The organism is Brevibacterium sp. MGP-B1, assembly GCF_057766545.1.
Genome location: NZ_CM173407.1, coordinates 3,537,600 through 3,558,423, shown reverse-complemented (window position 1 = coordinate 3,558,423; position 20,824 = coordinate 3,537,600). Strand labels below are relative to the sequence as shown.

Here is a 20,824-nt window from a genome sequence, read left to right as displayed (position 1 = left end):
ATCAGGCACCGCCGTTCTTGCTGACCTTGTCATAGGCCTTCGAGTCCTTGATATTGTCCGGCGCTCCGTCACTGGCCGGCGTCCAGTCCGTGAGTTCGGCGTAGGCGACGTAGCGTTCCCGGGCGGAGAACATCGGGTTGCAGGCCGTCATCGTCAGGATCCGATCCTTGCCCTTGAAGTCGGGTGCGTCGGGCACGGGTGAGAGCACTTCGACGGCATCGGGGAGGATGATGTCGAAGTTGCGGAAGGTGTAGGTGTAGAAGCCGTCCTTCGTCTGGACGATGATCTCATCGCCCGGGCGCAGGTTCGCGATCTGGTTGAGCGGCTTGCCGTAGGTCACGCGGTGGCCGGCGATGGAGAAGTTCCCGACTTCGCCCGGCATCGCCGAGTTCGGGTAGCGGCCCACGCCCATCCGGTTGAGCACGGGTTCGAGGTCGACGCCCTCGGCGACGGTGCGGTAGTAGTCGTCGCCGAAGCGCGGGATGTAGAAGATGCCGAAGGCCTCGTTCTTGCCCACAGGGTCGGCGACCACGGGTTCGTCCGGATCGTCGGGCAGCTCGTTCGGGTCCTGGTTCGCCCAGTCCTGGGTGAGTTCGTCGGCGAGCACTTCGTTGTCGCGGTTGGCCTGGATGTCCGTCCACCACAGCTGCCAGACGACGAAGAGGATGAGGACGAGACCGGCCGTGATGCACAGTTCGCCGAAGGTGCGCACGGTCCCGCGGATCGGGCCGAGCGGTTCCTTCTCCACGGGCTGACGTCGCCGCTGGCGGCGGGTCTGAGGCCGGCCCTGAGGTTGGGGGGCGGCCTGCGGTTGGGGTGCGGCCTGCGGTTGGCGTTGATCCTCGCCGAGGCGGCCGTGCGTCTGCGGTCCACCGTGACCCTGCGGGACCGCGGGCATGGCCTGGGTGGCCTGAGCGTGCGTCGGGTGGGGCTGTTCGTAGACGGGCGGGGCATCGGAGTAGACGGCGGTCGGTTCTCCCTGGGCCGCAGCGGCTTCGGCTTCCCTGCGTCGCAGCTCGCGTCGGCTGGGCAGCGGCTGATCGCCGGCGGCACCGGAACCACCTGCAGACTGATCGGCGGAGTGACCGAGTTGCTGGTCACCGTAGTCAGATGGAGCCTGCCGTCTCTGAGCAGGACGGATAGTGGGTCGCGAGGGCGGATTCACGCCCGGCTCGTTACCCGAGGAGGAACTATTCACCACTTCTGCTCCGTGACTGTCACTGCATTGTCGGGGGCCGTCGAAGAAGACAGGCGGGGACACCCCTATGCACTTTATCCTATGGGAATCATCGTTCGGGGCGCGCTCGGGGCGCTTTCAGGGTAGTCGGAGTTTTTCACTGTGACCCCCGCCCCGAGTAGACTGGTCTGCGATCGTCCCCAACCATTCATTCGGCGACCCCAACGACGGTCGGCCGACAAAGGAGTACTTGTGGCCAAGTCCAAAGGACGCCCCCAGCGCACTTCTCGCACTTCGTCGGCGGCCAAGGCGAAGCAGGCCGAATCCGCAGAAGCGATCGAGGTGACCGAGGTCGACGAACTCGAGACCGAATCGCTCGACACCGATGTCGCCGAGGCTGCCGACACCGAGTCGGATGCGACGGAGTCTGCTGCGGATGATCTGAAGGACGATTCCGCGGATGAGGACGCAGAGGTCTCCGAGAAGGCTTCCGCGAAAGACTCAGCGACCGCGGCCGCCGGGAAGAAGACCAAGTCGTCGAAGGACGAGAAGTCGGCCACGAAGTCCGACTCGAACAAGGACGAGAAGTCGGCCAAGGATGCGAAGTCGTCGAAGACTTCGGACTCGAAGACCTCGGCTTCGAAGGCCTCTGATTCCAAATCATCGGCCTCCAAGACAGCCGGCTCGAAGGGTGCGGCTGCCAAGCGCACGTCCCGTTCGGGCAATCCCGCCAAGCGCCCGCAGGGTCGCAAGACGGCGAGCTACACCTCGACCTCGGGCCAGCAGACCATCAAGCCGAACCCGAGCTGGTTCCTGCCGGTCCTCATCGGCCTGCTGCTCATCGGTCTGATCTGGCTCGTCACCTTCTACATCACCCAGGGCGCTTTCCCCGTCGAAGCGTGGGGCAACTGGAACATCCTCATCGGCTTCGCCTTCTTCGTGGCGGGTCTGATCATGTCCACACGCTGGCGGTAGCCGACCCCGGCCGCAATCGCTTCGATTGTCTGGTCGATCCGCCGTGATTCTGAGCTCGGAATCACCGCGGATCGACCAGACAATCTGCATTCACCGGTCCACGCTCGCACCGACAGCGGCGCTCCACTCGCTCCGACAGCAGCGCCCCAGCATCGACAATCCACAAGCGCCGAGTTATACCCAAGCCGGGTGCGTCGCTTGTGGAAAACTTATTTTAGGCCTTTGACCAGCCTAAACACATGAGTGTAAGTTATCCACGTTGTGGATAGAGCTTGTGGACAAAGAATTTTCCACTGCAGAGTGCACACAAAACGGCTTTTGTCTGGTAAAAGCCTGATAGCTCCTGTGCGACTCCGCCCAGCAGACGAAAACGTCGCACTCTGCGACTGAATCCAGGGCCTCAGCCGAGTTCGGAACTCGAGCTCCGAGCTCCGAGCTCAGGGCAGAGCTGAGAGGCCGGCCAGCTTCCACGCTCCGCCGGCTGCCAGGAGCACCACCAGACCGACTGAGGTCGACGTGAACACGAGCGTCCGCGAGCGCTGGGGCCCGAGCAGCCCCGCACACCCAAGCACGAATCCGGTGAGCAGACCGCCGAGGTGGGACTCCCAGGACACGCCCGCGACGAGGAATCCATAGCCGAAGTTGAGCCCGACGAACACGAGCACCCCGGCGAGGTTCCGGTCGAGCCGACGGGTCGGGGCCAAGAGGACACCGACGATCGCGAACACCGCACCCGAAGCACCGATATGATGCGTCACCCAATCGACGCCGAGGGGATCGGCCAGCAGGAGCACCATGGCCGAACCACCCGCAGTGCCGATGATGTAGACGGCCAGGAACTTCCAATGCCCTAACGCCCTCTCGACGAAGGATCCGAAGAAGAACAGTCCGATCATGTTCGCCAGCAGATGGAACGGTGAGGGCTCCTCGTGGACGAGGGCGACCGTGAGCACCCGCCACGGCTGTTCGAGTGTGAGTGCGGGGACGAAGCTCAGTCGGCGCAGCAGGTCGAGGCCGGGAATGAGCTCCGCGAGGAACGCCGCGATGGTGACGATGAGGAGTGTGCGGGTGATCAGCGGCGGGGATGCAGAGAGGGCCCGGCCGGTTTCCCGTGCCGAGCCCTCCTCAGGTGTGTCCATCACACCATGGTACTCAGTGGTCCTCTACGGACAGTGACTCACTTCGCGGTGATGTCGACCTTCTCGATGACGACCGGCTCGACCGGCTTGTCCATTGCAGCGGTGCGGACACCCTCGATCTCATCGACGACCCGCTGCGATGCTTCGTCGGCAACCTCACCGAAGATGGTGTGCTTGCCGTTGAGCCAAGGGGTCTCGGCGGTGGTGATGAAGAACTGCGAGCCGTTGGTGCCGCGTCCCATCTGCTTGCCGGCGTTGGCCATGGCCAGCAGGTACTTGCGGTCGAACTGCAGTTCGGGGTGGATCTCGTCATCGAAGGTGTAGCCGGGTCCTCCGGTGCCGGTGCCCAGCGGGCAGCCGCCCTGGATCATGAAGTTCGAGATGATGCGGTGGAAGCCGAGTCCGTCGAAGAACGGGCGCTTGGTCGGCTCGCCGGTCGAGGGATCGGTGAACTCACGCTCACCCTGGGCGAGTTCGACGAAGTTGGCCACGGTCTTCGGAGCATGATTGCCGAAGAGGTTGATGGTGATGTCACCGTGGTTGGTGTGCAGGACTGCGGTATGCGTTGAGGCTGTAGTCATGCCTTCATTCTTCCACGCCGACGCGGCGAATGCAGTTTCGCACCAGGTCCATTGCCCAACCTGTCAGGCGATCCGCAGACAATTCGATGACATCCGCTGTCCACAGGTTTGCCCCTAGGCCGTAGACTGGTCAGTGATCACCTGACCACCGACATCTAAGGATTGGGAACTGTTTATGTCGAAGAAGCCCACTCGAGATCAGCTCACTTCGAAGCTCGATTCCGCGAAGCAGACGTCGCTCCGAGTCCTGGCAGATGCCAGCGAGAACGCGGCCCCGAAGCTGCGTGAGGCCGCAGACAAGGCTCGCCCTCAGGTCGAGGCGCTTGCCGGCAAGGCCGAAGAGTTCGCTGAGAAGGCTCGTCCGCAGGTCGAAGCTCTCGCCGACAAGGCCAATGATCGGGTCCATGACTGGGCCGACAAGCTCGAGTCCTACCGTCCAGAGGCCACCGAACGCGCCGGCAAGTTCGCATCGAACGCCGCGACTTCGCTGTCCGCTGCCGAGACCCCGAAGCTCATCGATGACCTGGCTGTCCGCCTCACCGGTGACAAGAAGGCCATGAAGAAGGCCCGCAAGGCTCTCGCCAACGCCGGCAAGCGCATCGAGAAGGACACCGCTCGCAAGTCCGGTGGCGGAAAGGCCGCACTTGTGTGGACCCTCGTCATCGGTTCGGCCGCCGGAATCGGCTACTACGTGTGGAAGAAGGCCCAGCCGGTCGAGGATCCCTGGTCGACCCCGCTGCCGAACAACCGTCCCGCCGATGCCCGTCCGGTCGGTTCCACCCCGGCTTCGCGCCAGGCTGCTGCCACCGAAGTCTCGCAGACCGCTGTGCCCTCGACCAAGGCTGAGGCCGCGGACGAGGTCCCCGCACCGAAGCCGGCTTCCCAGTCGGCTGAAGGCTCCGACGCCAAGCACTGAGTCACTGACGACTGTTCAGCGACGCTGATCAGTCACCAGGCGAATCCACGGATTCGCACGACCGTCACCGAGGCGGCCCACCGTTATGGTGGGCCGCCTCGGTGTTTCTGCGCGTGTCGACTCCTTCTTGCTACCTGACGGCGGCCCAGCAACCTGGCGCGAGGTTGCTGGGCCGCCGTCAGGTAGTAATTAGGGAGGGCGAGCCTATTCGGGGTCGAGGACCTCGCGTCCGCCGCGGGGGAAGCCTCCGGCTCGGCGGGCGGCCACGAGACCGGTGATCGTGAATGCGAGGGTGGCGGTGAGGATGAGCAGCAGCGGTGCCGTCCACCCGCCGGTCGCGGTGTTGAGCCAACCGGCGAACGGCGGGGCCAAGGTCGCCGCGAGGTAGCCGCCGAACTGCACGCGCGCCGATGCTGACGCGGTCTGGGCGTCGCTGCCGGCGGTGCGGGCGATGATCGAGAAGATCGCGGTGAACCCGCCGCCCTGGGCGATGCCGCCGGTGGTCGCCCACAGCCAGTACGAACCGGGTGCTGCCAGCAGGCCCACGGGCAGCGACAGCCAGAGGACTGCGACGATCGCCACGGGCACCCACGGCTTCGTCTTCACTGCCAGCAGCGGCACTCCGAATGCGCCGAGGATCGCCGCGATCTGGAACAGGGATGCCGTGCCTCCGGCGGCGGTCGGGGCGAGCCCGATCGTGTCGCCGAGGTAGCTCGGCAGCCAGGTCGTCGTCACGTAGTAAGCGGTCGACTGCCCGGAGAACGTGATGATGAGCAGGGCGATGATCACTCGGAAGGAGGCGGGAGCCTCGGCCCACGACTGCTTCGCAGCGGGGGCGGCCGCCTCGGCGAGGGACGGGTCAGTCGAATCGACGGCCTCCGCGGCAGCGCGGGCGGCTTCCCCCTCGCGGCGCACGCGCACGCGGATGAGCACCATCCAGAAACCGAGTCCTGCCAGGGCGAGAACGCCCCATGCCGCCAGCGCCCAGCGCCAGCCGAAGGCCGCGGCCAGCGGGCCGGTGCCGATGAGGGTGGCCATCGACCCGACGTTCATCATCGCCGAGTACAGGCCGGTGACCATCGACACCTGTTCCCACGGGACCTCGCGGCGGATGAGGACGGGCACGACGATATTGCCCAGGGTGATCGCAAGGCCGATGATCCCGGTGCCCACGAGCACGAGCCAGGGAGGGCCGACCGACCGCAGAACTGTGCCCAGCAGGACACCGGACAGACAGGCGAGAACCGTGGCTTCGGCCCCGAGGCGGGTGATGAACTTCCCCGCCAGCGGCGTGGCCAGCGCAAACAGCAGAACCGGCAGGCCGGTGAGGAGACCGAGTCCGGCCGCGCTGAATCCCGTGCCCTCCTGGATGTCGGTCAGGATCGCCGTCGGCGCGATGATCGGGGTGCGCAGGTTGAGGGCGAGGATGACGATGCCCAGAACGATCCAGGGCAGCATCCTCTTCGCGGAGGGCCGGTGAGGCGAACTCACATCCGCTCGGGAACGCGGATGCCGAGCACCCCGAGACCGGCCTGGAGGACCTCGAGCACGATCGCCGAGAGCCGCAGACGGGAGTCGCGCAGCTCTTCGGTCTCGGCGATGAGCACCGGGCACTGCTCGTAGAACGAGGTGAATGCCTGGGCGAGATCGAACAGGTAGGTGCACAGGCGGTGGGGCGTCGACCCGGCAGCCACCTCGGTGACCACATCGGCGAAGCCGAGGATCGACAGGGCCAGTTCACGCTCGGCCGTCTCACCGAGGCTGATCGCAGCGTTCGCGACCCGGGAGGCATCGACGCCTTCGGCCTCGGCCCTGCGGCCGATCGAGCGGATGCGGGCACCGGCGTACTGAAGGTACGGGGCGGTGTTGCCGATGGGGGCGAGCATCCGGTCGAGGTCGAAGGTGTACGAGGTGTCGTGGGCGACGGAGAGGTCGGCGTACTTGACCGCACCGATGCCGACGATGCGCGCAACCTCATCGGCCTCCTCGGTGCCGAAGTCCACGCTCGACTCTGCCAGAGTCGTCTTCGCTCGGGTCACGGCCTCTTCGAGGAGTTCGGCAAGGCGCAGCGGGGCACCGGAGCGGGTGCGCAGGATCTTGCCGTCGGGCCCGAGCACATTGCCGATCTTCACGTGCTCGGGACTGAAGGTCTCCGGCAGCCAGCCGGCCGCGCGGGCGACGGTGAAGACCATCTCGAAGTGCATGGCCTGCGGGGTGCCGACGACGTAGAGCGCCCGGTTCACACCGAGGTTGATCGCCCGATTGCGGACGGCCGCGAGGTCGGTCGTGGCGTAGCCGTAGCCGCCGTCGGACTTGCGGATGATGAGCGGCAGGGGTTCGCCCTCACGGCCGGTGAAGCCTTCGGGGAACACGCACAGCGCTCCGTCGGAGATCCTGGCCAGGCCCTTGGCCTCGAGCTCGTCGCAGACCTCGGCGAGCATATCGTTGTAGGTCGACTCTCCCGCGAGGTCGTCATCGGTGAGGGTGACGTCGAGGAGGGAGTAGATGCGATTGAAGTACTCGCGGGAGTAGCCGACGAGGGTCGTCCACAGTCCCAGAGTCTCTTCGTCGCCGCCCTGGAGCTTGACGACGCGGGACCGGGAGCGGGTGGCGAAGGCCTCGTCGGAGTCGAACTTCGCCCGGGCCGCCTGGTAGAAGGCGTTCGGGTTCTCGGACACTTCGGAGGCCTCGTCGGAGTCGACTCCCACATCGAGGAGGTGCTCGATGAGCATGCCGAAGGGGGTGCCCCAGTCACCGATGTGGTTCTGGCGGATGACCGTGTTGCCGAGGAATTCGTGGGTGCGGGCCAGGGCGTCACCGACGACGGTGGTGCGCAGGTGCCCGACGTGCATCTCCTTGGCCACGTTCGGGGCCGAGTAGTCGATGGCCACGGTCTGCGGGGCATCGTTGGCCGGTGCCGCGGCGGCGCCCCCAGCCTCGAGGGTGGAGGCGAGGAATTCAGGGAGGAAGGTGAGGTTGATGAACCCGGGTCCGGAGATCTCCGGTGCCTCGCACACGCCCTCCAGGTCGAGGTTCCGGGCGATCTGTCCGGCGATATCGCGCGGCTTCGACTTCAGCTCCTTGGCCAGCGGCAGGGCCACATTGGCCTGGAAGTCTGCAAACTGACTGCTGCGGATGACGGGGTCACGTCCGGCGAAGTCCTCACCGAAAGCCTGGGTGAGGGCGGCGGCGAAACGGTCCGTGAGCACAGAAGTCAGAGATGGCATGTGCCCATTCTATTGCCGGGTGCAAGTTGCCTGGGCATCGGTTCCGGCCCGCGGTCGCCGCACAGTCGAGCTTGTAATGTGGGTCACGTGACTTATCTTCGCTATCCCCATATCCAGTCCGATCTCATCACCTTCACCGCCGACGACGATGTCTGGTTGGTTCCGTCTGTCGGCGGCCGCGCCTGGCGGCTGACCTCCGATCATGCGCCGGTTCGGTCACCGAGGATCTCGCCCGATGCAGCGCACGTCGCGTTCGTGTCCTTCCGCACCGGCCAGCCGGAGCTCATGGTCGCCGAGGTGGCCACCGGGTCCCTGCGTCGGCTCACCTGGTTGGGGTCGAGCGCGATGACGATGCTCGGGTGGGCCGATGCCGCCCATGTCCTCGTCGGTGCGAATGCCGGGGAGTTCGAGGTCCGCAACCATGTCGTGAAGTCCGTGAGCCTCGACGGTGAGGTCGATCGGCTGTCGTTCGGTCGTGCTTCGGGTCTGGCCCGGCACCACACGGGAGTGACCGCTCTGTCGACGCCGTTCTCGCGTCCGCCCGCGCATTGGAAGCGCTACCGGGGTGGGACTGCGCCGAGGCTGTGGCTCGATCGGGTCGGCAACGCGAACGCTGCCGGCATCGGCGATGGGTCCGGGGCCCGGTGGCAGCGGCTGCTGCGCGAGGACGAGGCCTCTCTGACCGACCCGCTGTGGGTCGGCGATTCGCTCGTGTTCACCTCGGACCGGGCCGCGACCTTCCCTCACCATGCCGATGAGCAGGCGAACCTGTGGATCATCGACGGTCTGGCCACCTCGGCGAGTTCGGGTGATGACTCGGTCGAACCACGGCAGCTCACGCACCAGTCCGAGGCCGAGGGCTATGTCCGTGACGCCACGACCGACGGCACCCGCATCGTCTGGCACTCCCGTGGGGAGATCAGGATCCTCGACAGCCTCGACGCCGAGGCCCGCACCCTCGCAGTGACGCTGCCGGGCACCCAGGTGCAGCCGCTCAGCCTCGACCCGAAGACCGGGCTCAATCACATCAGCCCCGACAGAGAAGGCAATGCCTCGGTGGTGGAATGGCGGGGCAAGACCTTCTGGCTCGCCCACCGCGAGGGCCCGGCCCGGGCGCTGTGCGCGGATTCGTCGATCCGCACCCGCGAACCTCTCGTCCTCGGGGACACCGGGTCTGCCGCGTACATCACCGATGTCGAGGGGGAGGACGCGATCGAGGTCGCGTCCGTGACCGGGGACAAGCCGCCTCGGCGAATCGGGGCCGGAGCCCTGGGACGGGTCCTGCACCTGAAGGCGGATCCGGCGGGGAAGATGCTCGCCACGATCTCCCACGACGGGTCGATTCGGACCGTCGAGGTGGGCAATGGTCGGACGCGTCTGGTCGGGCATTCGGGACACGGCGAGGCGCGCGATCCGCGGTTCTCACCCGATGGGAAGTACCTCGTGTGGTCCCAGCCGACGCAGGGTGAGGAGCTGCTCGCGCAGCTGATGATCGCCGAGGTGAAGTCGGATCGCGAGGCCCAGCCGCTGACGACGGGTAAGTTCAATGATTTCTCGCCGACGTTCACCCGTGATGGGAAGTTCGTCGCCTTCCTCTCCGATCGCACCTTCGATCCTTCGTACAACCAGCATTCCTTCGATCTGTCGTTCAACGGCGTCACCCGACCGTGGCTGCTGCCCTTGGCCGCCGATGAGCCCGCGCCCTTCGGGCCGAGCGCCGGCGGATGGGCGATCGGCGAGGTCACCGAGGAGGCGAAGTCCGAGCGCGGTCGCGGTGACAAACCCGCCGCCACCGTCGAGGTCGAACTCGAGGGAGCCGAGGAGCGCATCGTGCCGTTCCCGGTCGCCTCGGGGGTCTTCCGGGATCTCGAATCCGCCGAGGGAGGTCTCGTCTGGCTGCGCACCGGCGACGTCGAAGCCGGTGAGCTCGGCACCGGACGGGCCGGAGATGCCGGTGAGAAACCCGCCGAGGTGGTCCAGTACTTCGACTTCGCCAAGCGGAAGGTCAGCACCGTCGTCGACAAGGCCGACGAGTATGAGATCTCCGGAGACGGCAAGCTGCTCGTCGTGCGCAGCGACGATGCGATCAGCGTGGTCCCGGCGAACCGGAAGGTCGAGGCCGACGATGATGACAACATCTCCGTCGATCTCTCGCGTCTGCGGTTCGAGCTCGACCGCCGGGCCGAGTGGCTGCAGATGTTCGAGGAGAACTCCCGGATCATGCGCGATCACTATTGGCGCGAGGACATGAACGGGGTCGATTGGGAGTCGGTGACGCTGCGCTGGCGTGCTGTGGCCGCCAAGGCGCTGACTCATGACGATCTCGTCGACGTGCTGTGGGAAACCGTGGGCGAGCTCAACACCTCGCACGCCTATGTCAGCCCGCCGTCTGGGCTCGGCGATGGGTCGAAGAAGCTCGGATTCCTCGGTGCGGATCTTGAGCGGAGCGCCGAGGGTTGGACGATCTCTCGTATCCTTCCCGGTGAGAGCAGTGAACCGGGGGCGAGGTCGCCGCTGCGCCAGGCCGGAGTCGGAGCGCAGCCCGGCGATGTCATCGTTGCTGTCAATGGTCAGCCCGTCGACGAGGCGGCCGGTCCTGCCGCTCATCTGCAGGGGGCCGCGGACACGATCGTCGAGCTGACTCTGCGCCGCGGACGCAAGGACCGCACGGTCGCCGTGATTCCACTGCCCACCGAGGAGAAGCTGCGCTATCAGGATTGGGTGCGCTCCCGCCGTGAGTATGTGGCCGAGAAGTCATCCGGCCGCATCGGCTATGTGCATGTCCCGGACATGACCTCCTACGGGTGGGCGCAGATGCACCGGGATCTGCGGCAGGCCATGGGCTGCGAGGGCGTCATCACCGATGTGCGTTTCAACCGAGGCGGGCACACGAGTGCCCTGGTGGCCGAACGCTTCGCCGACCAGGTGGTTGCCTGGGGTGCGGCTCGCAGCTATGACCAGATGGACCGGGACCCCGAGGATGCTCCGCGCGGCCCGGTGGTGTTCGTGGCCAACGAGTTCTCCGGCTCCGACGGCGACATCATCAACGCGCGCGTGCAGGCCAAGGGCATCGGCCCGGTGATCGGCGTGCGCACGTGGGGCGGAGTCGTCGGCATCGACGGTCGCTACGATCTCGTCGACGGCACCGGAGTGACGCAGCCGCGCTATGCCTTCTGGATCGAGGGCAAGGGCTGGAGTGTGGAGAACTACGGCGTCGACCCCGATATCGAGGTCGAGCACGATCCCGGTCAGCTCTTCGCCGCCGACGATCCGCAGCTCGATCGTGCCATCGCCGAGGTGTTCGCCGGGCTGGAGACCCGTCCCGCCGCCCAGGCTCCGGAGTTCCCACCGCCGCGCGTGCAGCCGCTGAAGAAGGACGGAACCGGCATCCCCGAAGCCCCCGCCGAGGACTGATCTCCCGCCCCGCCGAGTGGCCACGAGCGCACGCGAAGCGACGTGAGGGCCGCCCGGCCGGGCCACCTCGTGGGAAGTCATCGGGTTCTGATCCAGTCATCGGGAGAAAACTCGATGACTGGATCAGAACCCGATGACGAACCGAACGAAACTCGATGCGTGCCGGGCTCTACCGCTCGGTCGGGACCAGGGCCCACATGGCGAAGGCGAGTAGCACGAAGCCCGAGATGACGCCGCTGATGACCGGGATGAACGCCGGAGCCGCGGCGAAGAAGGCGATGAACCCGCCGATTCCGCAGAGTGTGACGACGGTGGCGAGCACGTGGAAGCGGTCGAGCCCGAACACGCGGCCGAGCGCGTAGAAATGAGTGCCGACGACCACGGCCACCCACGCCACTCCGAGCTCCGGATGGCCGAGGCTCGCCAACAGGCGGGTTCCGGCGAACAGGAGAACCGCCTCGATGAGCACGATGATCCAATAGGCGCGACCGAACGGCGGTTCCCGACGACCAGGTGTCCCCGATTCGCCGAGGCGGCCGCCTCCACCACGGTTCCGCCGCAGTCCGCGAACCGCGAGGACCGCGATGCCGGCGAAGACGATGACGCCGACCGCGATGACAAGTGTGCGACCGAGGGTCGAGAACTGGCCGGTGTTGATGATGAGAAACAGCAGCCCGAAGCCGGCGCCGATGAGCGCCCCGATCTCCGCACCGGCAGCTGTCTGCCTGCCCCTCGGTGACGTCGGGCCGTTCGGCCCAGGTTCTACAGTGGTCATCGTCGTCCGTCTCTCGTCGTCATCGTCAGTCACTCCCGACCCATTGCCGGGAGTTCGGATCGGCCGACACCTGAGCAGTGCATTCTGTCGGCACCCTTGCCGCCAATATTCTTCCACCAGTGCACCGTCGCTCCGATGCGGAGGGACGAAACTCGGCGAACTCACAAGAATCTTCCGGCACCGCGACTCTTGACCTCGTTCATGAACTGATGTTCACTGGGTGTGAACATAGATTCATTTTTCGTTCGAGGAGGCAACGATGCCAACATCCACCAGCCCGACTCAGCAGACCGCAGCCACGGATTTCGACGACATCCTCTACGTGGTGGAAGAGACCTTCGCGGTCATCACGATCAACCGGCCCGATTCCTTCAATTCATTCCGGTCGCAGACCGTCGACGAACTCATCGAAGCCTTCACTCTCGCCTGGGGCGACAACCGCGTCCGCTCGATCATCCTCACCGGTTCCGGGCAGAAGTCCTTCTGCGCCGGCGGCGACGTCAAACAGAAGGCGCAGACCGGCGACTACGGCCCCAGCCGTTACGGCATGTTCCGCATCTCCGAACTCCACAAGGTCATCCGCTCGGTGCCGAAACCGGTGATCTCCGCGGTCAACGGTGTAGCCATCGGCGGCGGAAACGTGCTCACCACCCTCTGCGACATCACGATCGCGGCCTCCCACGCGCGCTTCGGCCAGGCCGGCCCCAAGGTCGGATCCTTCGACGCCGGCTACGGCTCGGCCTTCCTCGCCCGCGTCATCGGCGAGAAGCGCGCCCGTGAGATGTGGTACTTCTGCGAACTCATCGACGCACAGAAGGCCGAATCCTGGGGTCTGGCCAACGAAGTCGTCGACGGCGAAGAGCTCATGCCCCGCGCCAAGGAACGCGCCCGAGCCCTCGGTCTCAAGGCTCCGACGGCGCTGCGCTTCCTCAAGCAGTCGTTCAACGCCGATTCCGAGATGCAGGCCGGCTTCACGAACCTCGCCATGAGCGCCCTCGACCTCTACGCCCACTCACCGGAATCACACGAAGGCGCGGCCGCCTTCGCGGAGAAGCGCGATCCGGACTTCAGCCGCTTCGACGGCGCGTACTGACCACCGGCGCCTCGCCGGCATAGATCCCACCCGCACAGACCCTGACAGCACAGAGGATTCCCGTGGACACGACTCTCACCCCCGATACCCAGACCCTGCTCGATGCGGCGGCCGGATTCGAGGAGCGGCTCATCAGCGAGGCCCGCGAACGCGAAGCTGCCGGCCGCATCGGTGCCGATATCACCCGGGAGATGGGCCGCGCCGGTCTCATTGCCCCGGAACTGCCGACCCACCTCGGCGGGGCCGGGCTGACCAAGGTCACCGCGGGTCTCGTCACCGAGGCCATCGCCCGCGGTGACCTCACCGTCGCCTATGTCCAAGTCGTCGGATCCCTCATCGGACAGGTCATCGCCCGCAATGCCAGCGCCGAGGTAGCCGCCCACTACTGCCGCCTCATCACAACCGGTGACGAAACGGTGGCCATCGGGCTGTCAGAGCCCGAGGCCGGCTCGGATGCCGGAAACCCCTCGACCACGGCACGCCGCGACGGGGATGACTGGATCATCAACGGCACGAAATCGATGTCGCTGGCCATGACCTCGACGGCCACGGTGATCTTCGCCCGAACCGACCTCGAGGCCGGGAGAGGGAAGGGCATCTCGGCATTCCTCGTCGACCTCGACGCCCCCGGGGTGGCCCGAAACCCCATCATCGACATGGGCCAGGCCGCGGTTGCCCGCGGCAGCGTGGACTTCACCGACGTCCGCGTGCCGGCCGACCACCTCCTCGGCGAGGTCGGCGGAGCATTCACCCAGGTCATGCAGGGCTTCGACTTCTCCCGCGCCCTCATCGGACTGCAGTGCACGGGGACTGCGACTCGCGCGATCGAGGACGCCTGGGCCTACGTCAAGGGACGTGAGGCCTTCGATCAGCCGCTGTCGAGGTTCCAAGGGGTCTCGTTCCCGCTGGCCGAAGCGGAGACGAAGATGACGGCGGCACGTCTGTTGTGCCTGGACACCCTGCGGCTCGGCGACGAGGGACTGGCGCACACCTCGCAGGCGGCGATGTGCAAGTGGTGGGCCCCGCTCGAGGCCTATCACGCCATCCACCAGTGCCTGCTTCTGCACGGCCAGAACGGCTACAAACAGGACCGTGACGTGGAGAAACGGCTGCGTGACGTGCTCGGCATGCAGATCGGCGACGGCACCGCCCAGATCATGAAACTCATCATCGCGCGCAACTCCGCCGGTCGTGAATACGCCCCCTGACCGGAAAGAACACGGGCCGGGCCCACCCATAGCTTCACCACCGACGCTCCTCTCACCCGGCTCACATTCCAACCGCAGCATCAGACTCACCACTGGAAGGACACCACCATGTCAGCACACATTCAGACCGAACCCCTGACCGATCGCATCATCATCGTCACCGGTGCCGCCTCCGGAATCGGCAAGGGCATCGCGAACCGGCTCGCCGCCGACGGCGCCACCGTCGTCGTCGCCGACCTCGACGCTCAGAAGGCCGCGGACACCGCCTCGGCGCTGGGACATGATTCGATCGGGCTCGCCGCCGATGTCACCGACCGTGCGGCCGTGGACGCCATGATCGCCGAGGTGGTCGAGCGCTTCGGACGCATCGACGTCCTCGTCAACAATGCCGGCTGGGACAAGGTCGAACCGTTCATGGAGTCGACGCCGGCGGCCTGGCAGCGGGTCATCGCGATCAACCTCCTCGGCACGCTCAACTGCACGCAGTCGGCGGCCGAACACATGATCGCAGCCGGATCGGGATCCGTCATCAGCATCGGCTCGGATGCCGGTCGAGTCGGGTCGAGCGGGGAGGCCGTGTACTCGGCGGCCAAGGGCGGGATCATCTCGTTCACGAAGACCTTCGCCCGCGAGGTCGCCCGTCACGGGATCTCAGCGAACTGCGTGTGCCCCGGACCGGCCGACACGCCGCTGTTCGCCGAGATCTCCGCGGACAATCCGAAGCTGCGCACCGCGCTGGAGAAGTCGATTCCGATGCGTCGGCTCGCCCAGCCCGAGGACCTCGCGAATGCCGTGGCCTTCTTCGCCCGTCCCGATTCCGCCTATGTCACGGGCCAGACTCTGTCCGTCTCCGGCGGACTGACGATGGCCTGAGCATCACGGCCGTCTCCCGGCGGCGACAGTTGTCAGCACGACCACCAGCTCCACCCGAGTCACAGGTACGACACCAGAGCAAAGGAGCCCTGCTATGCCCACCCGATTCGAGACCACCCTGACCGACTCCCTCATCGAGGAATTCACCTCATCCGGGAACTGGAAGAACCAGACCCTCCTCGACCACCTCGAGCACTGGAGTGCACAACGACCGGACGCGATCGTCACCCGCGATCCCTACGGTGCCCACACCTATGCCGAACTCAGCTCGGATGTCGACACCTGTGCCCAGGCGCTCGTCGACCTCGGGGTCGAACCCGGAGATGTGGTGGGTGTGCAGCTGCCGAACTGGTACGAATGGCTGGTCATCCACCTCGGCGCGACCAAGGCCGGCGCCGTGACCAACGGACTCATCCCGATCTATCGGGACCGCGAGATCGGGTATATGGCCAAGAAGGCGTCCGTCTCGGTGCTCTTCGTGCCCAATCGCTTCCGGAAGTTCGACTATCCCGATATGGTCGACCGGCTGCGTCCGAACCTGCCGGAGCTGCGGCACACGATCGTCCTCGACACCCCGGGCGAGGCGACCTTCGACAGTCGGGGCGGCTTCGAGAAGTGGACGGACTTCCTTGCTCGAGGGGAACGCGACTCAAGCTCGGACGCTTCACGGTCGACCGCCTCGGCGATCGAATCCATCGCTTGGGACGACCGGCGCCCGAACCCCGATGAGGTCGGACTCATCCTCTTCACCTCGGGGACGACGGGCAATCCCAAGGGCGTGATGCACACGCACAACAACGTGCTCGCGGCCTCGCTGCCGTGGCCGGATCACCTGGGATTGGACGAGGATTCGGTCATCCACATGGCTTCGACCTTCGGCCATCTCACCGGCTACATGTACGGAGTGTGTCTGCCCCTGCTCATCGGCGGCTCGGGCGTGTTCCAGGACGTGTGGAACGGCGAGGAATTCGCCCGTCTCGTCGCCGAGCACGGAATCCAGCACACATCGGGGGCGACTCCGTTCCTCCACGATCTGCTCGAGGTGGCGCAGTCGACGCAGCACGATCTGTCCTCCCTCAAGCACTTCTGCTGCATGGGCGCCCCGATTCCGCGTGTCATGGTCAACGAGGCGCGCACCCTGCTGCCGGAGCTCAACGTCTTCGGCGGCTGGGGACAGACGGAATGCGGGCTGGTGACGATGACGGCACCGGGCGATTCGGAGGAGAAGGTCACGAGCACCGACGGACGAGCACTGGGCTCGATGAAGGTGCGCATCGTCGACCCACTCGGGGAACCCGTGCCCGCGGGTGTCGAAGGAAAAGTCCAGGTCACGGGCCCATTCCTGTTCGTCGGCTACCTCGATGAACCGAAGCAGACGGCAGACGCCTTCGCGGGCTTTTGGCTCGATACCGGAGACCTCGCCGAAATGGACGCCGAAGGCTTCATCCGGATCGCAGGACGGTCGAAGGACATCATCATCCGCGGCGGTGAGAACATCCCCGTGGCCTATATCGAGAACGTCCTCTACGAACATCCCGCGGTCTCCCAAGTCGCGGTCGTCGCGGTGCCGCATCCCCGGCTGCAGGAGATCGCATACGCGGTCGTGACCCTCAACGAGGGCCACAGCCTGACGATGGACGAGCTGCAGGAGTTCTTCGACGCGAGGGGAGTGGCCAAGCAGTACTGGCCCGAGGCCCTGCAGTGCCTCGACGAATTCCCTCGCACGCCAAGCGGTAAGATTCAGAAGTTCAAGCTCAGAGAGGAAGTCGCCGCCGAGCATGTCAGCTGAATCCGAAGACCTCAACGCGATCGTCCGCGGTGCCCGCGCGGAATTCCGAGAGCGGCAGATCGTCGACGCCGCCGTGCGTCTGATGCAGGAGAAGGGCACTCATTCGGTGTCCATGCAGGCGATCGCGAGGTCCGGCGGGGTCAGTGTCGGACTGCTGTACAAGTACTTCTCGGACAAAGAGCAGATCGTGCTCGCCGCGATCACCCGCGTCCTCGAGGAGTTCCGTCTCCGTGTCCCCTCCGCCATCGCCGAGGCGGCCGAACCCGTGGATAAGGTCATCGCCGCGTTCACGGAGTTCTGCCGCATCGTCGGCGAGCAGAGACATGCGGTCGTGCTCACCTATCAGGTCTCCAGGGCACTGTCGAAGGACGGGCTGAAGTCGATCCAGGACCAGGAGCTCGAGACCCTCCAACCCCTCGTCGATGTCGTCACCGCCGCCGTCGAAGCAGGCGACCTGCGTGATGTCGATGCGCAGGTGCTCGGGCACGACCTCATGTCGATCGCCCACATGTGGGCGCTCAAGTACTGGTACTTCCAGCGGATCGGGCTCGACCTGGAGACCTATATCGACCGGCAGGTGCGCACGCTTGTGCTGAGCAACCTCAGCGAGGCTGCCCGGACGAAATAGGGGGAGTGCGGCTCGGACGAGGTAGGGGATGTCCGGCGCAGATGCGTCCCGCCCGCCGAGGTGGTGAGCTATCTCCACTAGGTGGTCGAAATGATCACGGAATACTGCGGCGGACGTGACCATTCATCCCACCCAAGCCCTCGGCAATGCGCTCAGAAGCCGGCAACTTTGCTCATTCCCGTCCAGTTCCTGCAGTTACAGCTGCTGCAGTCCCAACTTCTTCCGGACCTTCGCTTCCAGCTGCCTGTAGTCGGTCTTCCGGGTCACTTTCAGGACAGTCCATCCGGCATCGACAAGCGCTTCGTCGCGTTCGATGTCGCGCGTCCATTGCTTTGCCGACTCACGATGCAGCTCACTGTCGTATTCGAGAGCGAGCCTCGCATCCTCATAGCCCAGGTCCGGCTCTATGATTCCTCTGGCGAGGTCGCTTTCGATCTGGGGATGGACCGTCGGCTCGGGCAAACCCACCCTCAAAGCCCACAGGCGAAGACCCGTCTCCTGCGGGGAATCAACACCTGGACGGATCAAGCTCACCGCTTTCACCAGATTCTGCCGTCCCCTCAGCCGAGAATGGGACTCAAGAGCAGCTGCGAGGTCGTCGATCGTTGTCTGCGGCGGCCCATGCCAATTGCCGATCGCCGCATCACCCACCTTCACAAGCTCAGCCACATCGAGATGAGCGCCGAGCCTGATGAAGACCTCCACCGGGGCGAGGACGGGCAAGTCGAGCCAGTGGGCGGGAGTCAGATGCTGCGTGCGGCGCAGAGTCACCTTCGCCAACCGAATCCGCAGATTTCTGTCGGCAGCACACAGGTACAGACGGTCATTCATCAACCTCGGGGGCAACGGCCAACCGAAGATTCGAGCCGCAGTGGCATCATCAGCCATCACGTGCGGAAACTTCAGGACAGCGGCGCGCAGCCTCAGCGAATCCCAGATCCAACTGTCATCAGCCCATCCTGGGGCGCGCAGTGATTCCTGGTTGCTGTGATCCATGCGGACTCCGGGCAGAACGATCGGGCACTGCTCCTCATCCAGCATGCGACGTCGTGAGATGCCGATCTTCTCGGCCTGCCTTACGCGAAACAGACGCGGAAAGTCACGTCTCTGCCATTTACGGCTGTTGTACATACCAGCAATGCTGGCGCATCATGCAGGAGAACAGGGAGAGCCGCGAACCTGGCTGTGGACAGACATTTTCGATCCACAGGAATCGGCGCTCGAGTCATTGCAGAAGAGCACGCCGAAATCGCAGAAAGCACGCTCCTAGGTGGTCGAAATGGTCACGAAATCCTGCGGCGGACGTGACCATTTCTCCCACCCAAGCGCCTGGCCCAGGACTGTGCAGCGCCCGCACTGCGGCTGCGGTGCCCACTGCGGCTTGCGCGGCGGCTCAGCGCGAGTCTCAGGCCACCGTGAGTTCCGGCTCAGCACAAGTCTCAGCCCACCGCGAGTTCCGCCTCACCGCGAGTTCCCGTTCGACCCGAGCTGCGCTCCGGAGTGCAGGGGACCCTGGACTCGTCGGTGAGGGCGAGGAATCCGGACGTCTCCTGCAGGTACAGGTCGCGCTCTGCCCCGAAGGCACCGATCATTGCCACCGCCGACCCCCGCGTTCCTGACCTCGGAGAATCGAGTCATCGGCAGATGTCCGCCCCATGAGCCCGCCTCTCGACCTACACTGGGAGCCAAGCAAGCGGAGGGAGTGAACGACCATGACCGCCTCGAAGGACGGATCGAAGAACCGTTCGACGTCCGCGGATGACGATCCTCGGATCCGGGTGCGCCGCATCTACGATGCCCCCGAGCCGTCCGACGGAGCCAGAGTGCTCGTCGACCGCGTATGGCCGCGCGGAGTGAGCAAGGACCACGCCCACCTCGACGAGTGGCTCAAGGACGTGGCCCCCTCGACCGAGCTGCGCCAGTGGTTCGGACACGATCCGGACAAGTACGCGGAGTTCGCGCACCGCTATCGAGAAGAGCTCAAGGACGGCACCCGAGCCGAGGCGTTCGATCAGCTCAAGGAGCTTGCGGAGAAGGGCACGCTCACGCTGCTCACCGCGTCGAAGCGCGATGACATCAGTCAGGCAGCGGTGCTCAAGAAATCCCTCGACAGCGGCAGGCACGGATGAGTCCGATCAAACCGGACACGAAGGATTGGGCCGAGGTCCTCGACACCGGCTGTGCCGAGTGCGGCTTCACCGGGCGCGAGGACGTCCTCGAACTGAGCGGTCCCATCGCCGAGGCGGCCGCCTCCTTCGCGCCCGCACTCACTCGTGCGGACGCCGCCGACCGTCCCCGCGACGACCGGTGGTCGAGCGTCGAATACGCCGCCCACCTGCGTGACGTCCTCACCGAGTTCCGCGCTCGCACCCTCCTCATGCTCGATGAGCAGACCCCAACTCTGCCGAACTTCGACGGCGATGCGGTGGCGCTCGAGTCCGACTACCGTCACCAGACCGCCGCCGAGGTGCTCGACGGACTGAACACGGCAGCAACCGCCTATGCGGACACGCTCTCCGGACTCGAAGACGGGCAGTGGCAACGCACGGGACTGCGCGCCGACGGTCGGGAGTTCACGATCGCCTCGCTCACCCGCTACGGCTGGCACGAAGTCCGCCACCACCTCGGCGACGTCGGGGTATGAGGCCCTGACCATCGGAAGGGGAGGCCATGTCATTGGAATGGGAGCAGATCGTCATCGATTCGCCCGACCCACTCACGCTCGGGCGCTGGTGGGCTCGAGCGCTCGGCTGGGTGATCGTCGACGAGAACGACACGGAGATCGAGATCCGGCAGAACCCCGATCGCCTGCCGGGAATCATCGTCGGCATCGATCGGGAAGAGAAGGTCGTGAAGAACCGACTCCACCTCGATTTCCGGCCCGATGACCGGGACGCCGAGGTGGCCCGCCTCCTCGAACTCGGAGCCCGCCGTGTCGATGTGGGTCAGACCGGAGACGAACCCTGGGTCGTCCTCGCCGACCCCGAAGGCAACGAGTTCTGCGTCCTCAACTCCTGATCGGACGGAAA

General features: G+C 65.6%; 19 protein-coding genes. 11 read left to right on the top strand and 8 right to left on the bottom strand.

Annotation, left to right across the window (positions count from 1 at the left end; all coding sequences use genetic code 11):
• Position 1: 1 nt before the first annotated feature.
• Entirely contained in the window at positions 2-1,165 is a 1,164-nt protein-coding gene (locus AC3CD9_RS16205; protein ID WP_488364993.1) for a class E sortase, read from the bottom strand.
• A gap of 264 nt (positions 1,166-1,429) precedes the next feature.
• Here AC3CD9_RS16205 and AC3CD9_RS16200 point away from each other — a divergent pair, with 264 nt between their 5' ends.
• Complete coding sequence (locus AC3CD9_RS16200; RefSeq protein WP_488364992.1) at positions 1,430-2,152, top strand: cell division protein CrgA; 723 nt, start codon at positions 1,430-1,432, stop codon at positions 2,150-2,152.
• Between the two features lie 437 nt (positions 2,153-2,589).
• On the opposite strand, the gene AC3CD9_RS16195 is transcribed toward AC3CD9_RS16200, so the two are convergent.
• Both AC3CD9_RS16195 and AC3CD9_RS16190 read right to left on the bottom strand, forming a co-directional pair.
• The gene (locus AC3CD9_RS16195) at positions 2,590-3,291 is read right to left on the bottom strand and encodes a rhomboid family intramembrane serine protease (RefSeq protein WP_488364990.1); all 702 of its coding nucleotides are present in this window, start codon (positions 3,289-3,291) and stop codon (positions 2,590-2,592) included.
• Positions 3,292-3,329: 38 nt separating this feature from the next.
• On the bottom strand, positions 3,330-3,872 hold the full coding sequence (locus tag AC3CD9_RS16190; RefSeq protein WP_092009713.1) for a peptidylprolyl isomerase: 543 nt from the start codon (positions 3,870-3,872) through the stop codon (positions 3,330-3,332).
• A gap of 175 nt (positions 3,873-4,047) precedes the next feature.
• On the opposite strand from AC3CD9_RS16190, the gene AC3CD9_RS16185 reads away from it, so the two are divergent.
• Positions 4,048-4,788, top strand: a complete 741-nt coding sequence (locus AC3CD9_RS16185; protein ID WP_264800171.1) for a hypothetical protein — start codon at positions 4,048-4,050, stop codon at positions 4,786-4,788.
• Between the two features lie 204 nt (positions 4,789-4,992).
• Here the strand turns inward: AC3CD9_RS16185 and AC3CD9_RS16180 are convergent, their stop codons facing one another.
• Positions 4,993-6,279: an MFS transporter gene (locus AC3CD9_RS16180; protein WP_488364989.1), complete on the bottom strand. Its 1,287-nt coding sequence runs from the start codon at positions 6,277-6,279 to the stop codon at positions 4,993-4,995.
• Positions 6,276-8,015 carry an arginine--tRNA ligase gene (argS, locus tag AC3CD9_RS16175; protein ID WP_488364988.1) on the bottom strand — a complete coding sequence of 580 codons (1,740 nt, stop codon included), beginning with the start codon at positions 8,013-8,015 and terminating at the stop codon, positions 6,276-6,278. Before argS ends, AC3CD9_RS16180 begins: the two co-directional genes overlap by 4 nt.
• Before the next feature lie 87 nt (positions 8,016-8,102).
• On the opposite strand from argS, the gene AC3CD9_RS16170 reads away from it, so the two are divergent.
• The gene (locus tag AC3CD9_RS16170) at positions 8,103-11,429 is read left to right on the top strand and encodes a S41 family peptidase (RefSeq protein WP_488364987.1); all 3,327 of its coding nucleotides are present in this window, start codon (positions 8,103-8,105) and stop codon (positions 11,427-11,429) included.
• A gap of 169 nt (positions 11,430-11,598) precedes the next feature.
• On the opposite strand, the gene AC3CD9_RS16165 is transcribed toward AC3CD9_RS16170, so the two are convergent.
• Positions 11,599-12,237 (bottom strand): hypothetical protein, encoded by a 639-nt coding sequence (locus AC3CD9_RS16165; protein ID WP_488364985.1) that lies wholly within the window; start codon positions 12,235-12,237, stop codon positions 11,599-11,601.
• Positions 12,238-12,463: 226 nt separating this feature from the next.
• Between AC3CD9_RS16165 and AC3CD9_RS16160 the strand changes: the two genes are divergently transcribed.
• The 5 genes from AC3CD9_RS16160 (at position 12,464) to AC3CD9_RS16140 (ending at position 17,795) form a co-directional block, all read left to right on the top strand.
• Positions 12,464-13,297 (top strand): enoyl-CoA hydratase-related protein, encoded by an 834-nt coding sequence (locus AC3CD9_RS16160; protein ID WP_488364984.1) that lies wholly within the window; start codon positions 12,464-12,466, stop codon positions 13,295-13,297.
• A 62-nt stretch (positions 13,298-13,359) separates the two neighbouring features.
• Positions 13,360-14,505, top strand: a complete 1,146-nt coding sequence (locus tag AC3CD9_RS16155; RefSeq protein WP_488364983.1) for an acyl-CoA dehydrogenase family protein — start codon at positions 13,360-13,362, stop codon at positions 14,503-14,505.
• 108 nt (positions 14,506-14,613) lie between these two features.
• Complete coding sequence (locus AC3CD9_RS16150) at positions 14,614-15,378, top strand: SDR family NAD(P)-dependent oxidoreductase (RefSeq protein ID WP_488364982.1); 765 nt, start codon at positions 14,614-14,616, stop codon at positions 15,376-15,378.
• Between the two features lie 94 nt (positions 15,379-15,472).
• Positions 15,473-17,167, top strand: a complete 1,695-nt coding sequence (locus tag AC3CD9_RS16145) for an AMP-binding protein (protein ID WP_488364980.1) — start codon at positions 15,473-15,475, stop codon at positions 17,165-17,167.
• Entirely contained in the window at positions 17,157-17,795 is a 639-nt protein-coding gene (locus AC3CD9_RS16140) for a TetR/AcrR family transcriptional regulator (RefSeq protein WP_488364979.1), read from the top strand. Before AC3CD9_RS16145 ends, AC3CD9_RS16140 begins: the two co-directional genes overlap by 11 nt.
• A gap of 195 nt (positions 17,796-17,990) precedes the next feature.
• Here the strand turns inward: AC3CD9_RS16140 and AC3CD9_RS16135 are convergent, their stop codons facing one another.
• Entirely contained in the window at positions 17,991-18,926 is a 936-nt protein-coding gene (locus AC3CD9_RS16135) for a hypothetical protein (protein ID WP_488364978.1), read from the bottom strand.
• A 308-nt stretch (positions 18,927-19,234) separates the two neighbouring features.
• Positions 19,235-19,387 carry a hypothetical protein gene (locus AC3CD9_RS16130; protein ID WP_488364977.1) on the bottom strand — a complete coding sequence of 51 codons (153 nt, stop codon included), beginning with the start codon at positions 19,385-19,387 and terminating at the stop codon, positions 19,235-19,237.
• Positions 19,388-19,507: 120 nt separating this feature from the next.
• Here AC3CD9_RS16130 and AC3CD9_RS16125 point away from each other — a divergent pair, with 120 nt between their 5' ends.
• From AC3CD9_RS16125 to AC3CD9_RS16115, 3 genes are read left to right on the top strand one after another with little or no spacing between them, the layout of a single operon-like run.
• Positions 19,508-19,924, top strand: a complete 417-nt coding sequence (locus tag AC3CD9_RS16125) for a DUF488 domain-containing protein (RefSeq protein WP_488364975.1) — start codon at positions 19,508-19,510, stop codon at positions 19,922-19,924.
• Positions 19,921-20,439, top strand: a complete 519-nt coding sequence (locus AC3CD9_RS16120; RefSeq protein WP_488364974.1) for a DinB family protein — start codon at positions 19,921-19,923, stop codon at positions 20,437-20,439. Before AC3CD9_RS16125 ends, AC3CD9_RS16120 begins: the two co-directional genes overlap by 4 nt.
• A gap of 26 nt (positions 20,440-20,465) precedes the next feature.
• Positions 20,466-20,813, top strand: a complete 348-nt coding sequence (locus AC3CD9_RS16115; protein ID WP_488364973.1) for a VOC family protein — start codon at positions 20,466-20,468, stop codon at positions 20,811-20,813.
• Positions 20,814-20,824: the final 11 nt, after the last annotated feature.

What these genes read in the sequence shown, in the direction of transcription:
- AC3CD9_RS16150 (WP_488364982.1), top strand. Translation starts at nt 14,614, where the DNA reads ATGTCAGCACACATTCAGACCGAACCCCTGACCGATCGCATCATCATC.
- AC3CD9_RS16120 (WP_488364974.1), top strand. Translation starts at nt 19,921, where the DNA reads ATGAGTCCGATCAAACCGGACACGAAGGATTGGGCCGAGGTCCTCGAC.
- argS (WP_488364988.1), bottom strand. Translation starts at nt 8,015, where the DNA reads ATGCCATCTCTGACTTCTGTGCTCACGGACCGTTTCGCCGCCGCCCTC.
- AC3CD9_RS16125 (WP_488364975.1), top strand. Translation starts at nt 19,508, where the DNA reads ATGACCGCCTCGAAGGACGGATCGAAGAACCGTTCGACGTCCGCGGAT.
- AC3CD9_RS16145 (WP_488364980.1), top strand. Translation starts at nt 15,473, where the DNA reads ATGCCCACCCGATTCGAGACCACCCTGACCGACTCCCTCATCGAGGAA.
- AC3CD9_RS16195 (WP_488364990.1), bottom strand. Translation starts at nt 3,291, where the DNA reads ATGGACACACCTGAGGAGGGCTCGGCACGGGAAACCGGCCGGGCCCTC.
- AC3CD9_RS16115 (WP_488364973.1), top strand. Translation starts at nt 20,466, where the DNA reads ATGTCATTGGAATGGGAGCAGATCGTCATCGATTCGCCCGACCCACTC.
- AC3CD9_RS16130 (WP_488364977.1), bottom strand. Translation starts at nt 19,387, where the DNA reads ATGATCGGTGCCTTCGGGGCAGAGCGCGACCTGTACCTGCAGGAGACG.
- AC3CD9_RS16185 (WP_264800171.1), top strand. Translation starts at nt 4,048, where the DNA reads ATGTCGAAGAAGCCCACTCGAGATCAGCTCACTTCGAAGCTCGATTCC.
- AC3CD9_RS16140 (WP_488364979.1), top strand. Translation starts at nt 17,157, where the DNA reads ATGTCAGCTGAATCCGAAGACCTCAACGCGATCGTCCGCGGTGCCCGC.
- AC3CD9_RS16135 (WP_488364978.1), bottom strand. Translation starts at nt 18,926, where the DNA reads ATGTACAACAGCCGTAAATGGCAGAGACGTGACTTTCCGCGTCTGTTT.
- AC3CD9_RS16160 (WP_488364984.1), top strand. Translation starts at nt 12,464, where the DNA reads ATGCCAACATCCACCAGCCCGACTCAGCAGACCGCAGCCACGGATTTC.
- AC3CD9_RS16190 (WP_092009713.1), bottom strand. Translation starts at nt 3,872, where the DNA reads ATGACTACAGCCTCAACGCATACCGCAGTCCTGCACACCAACCACGGT.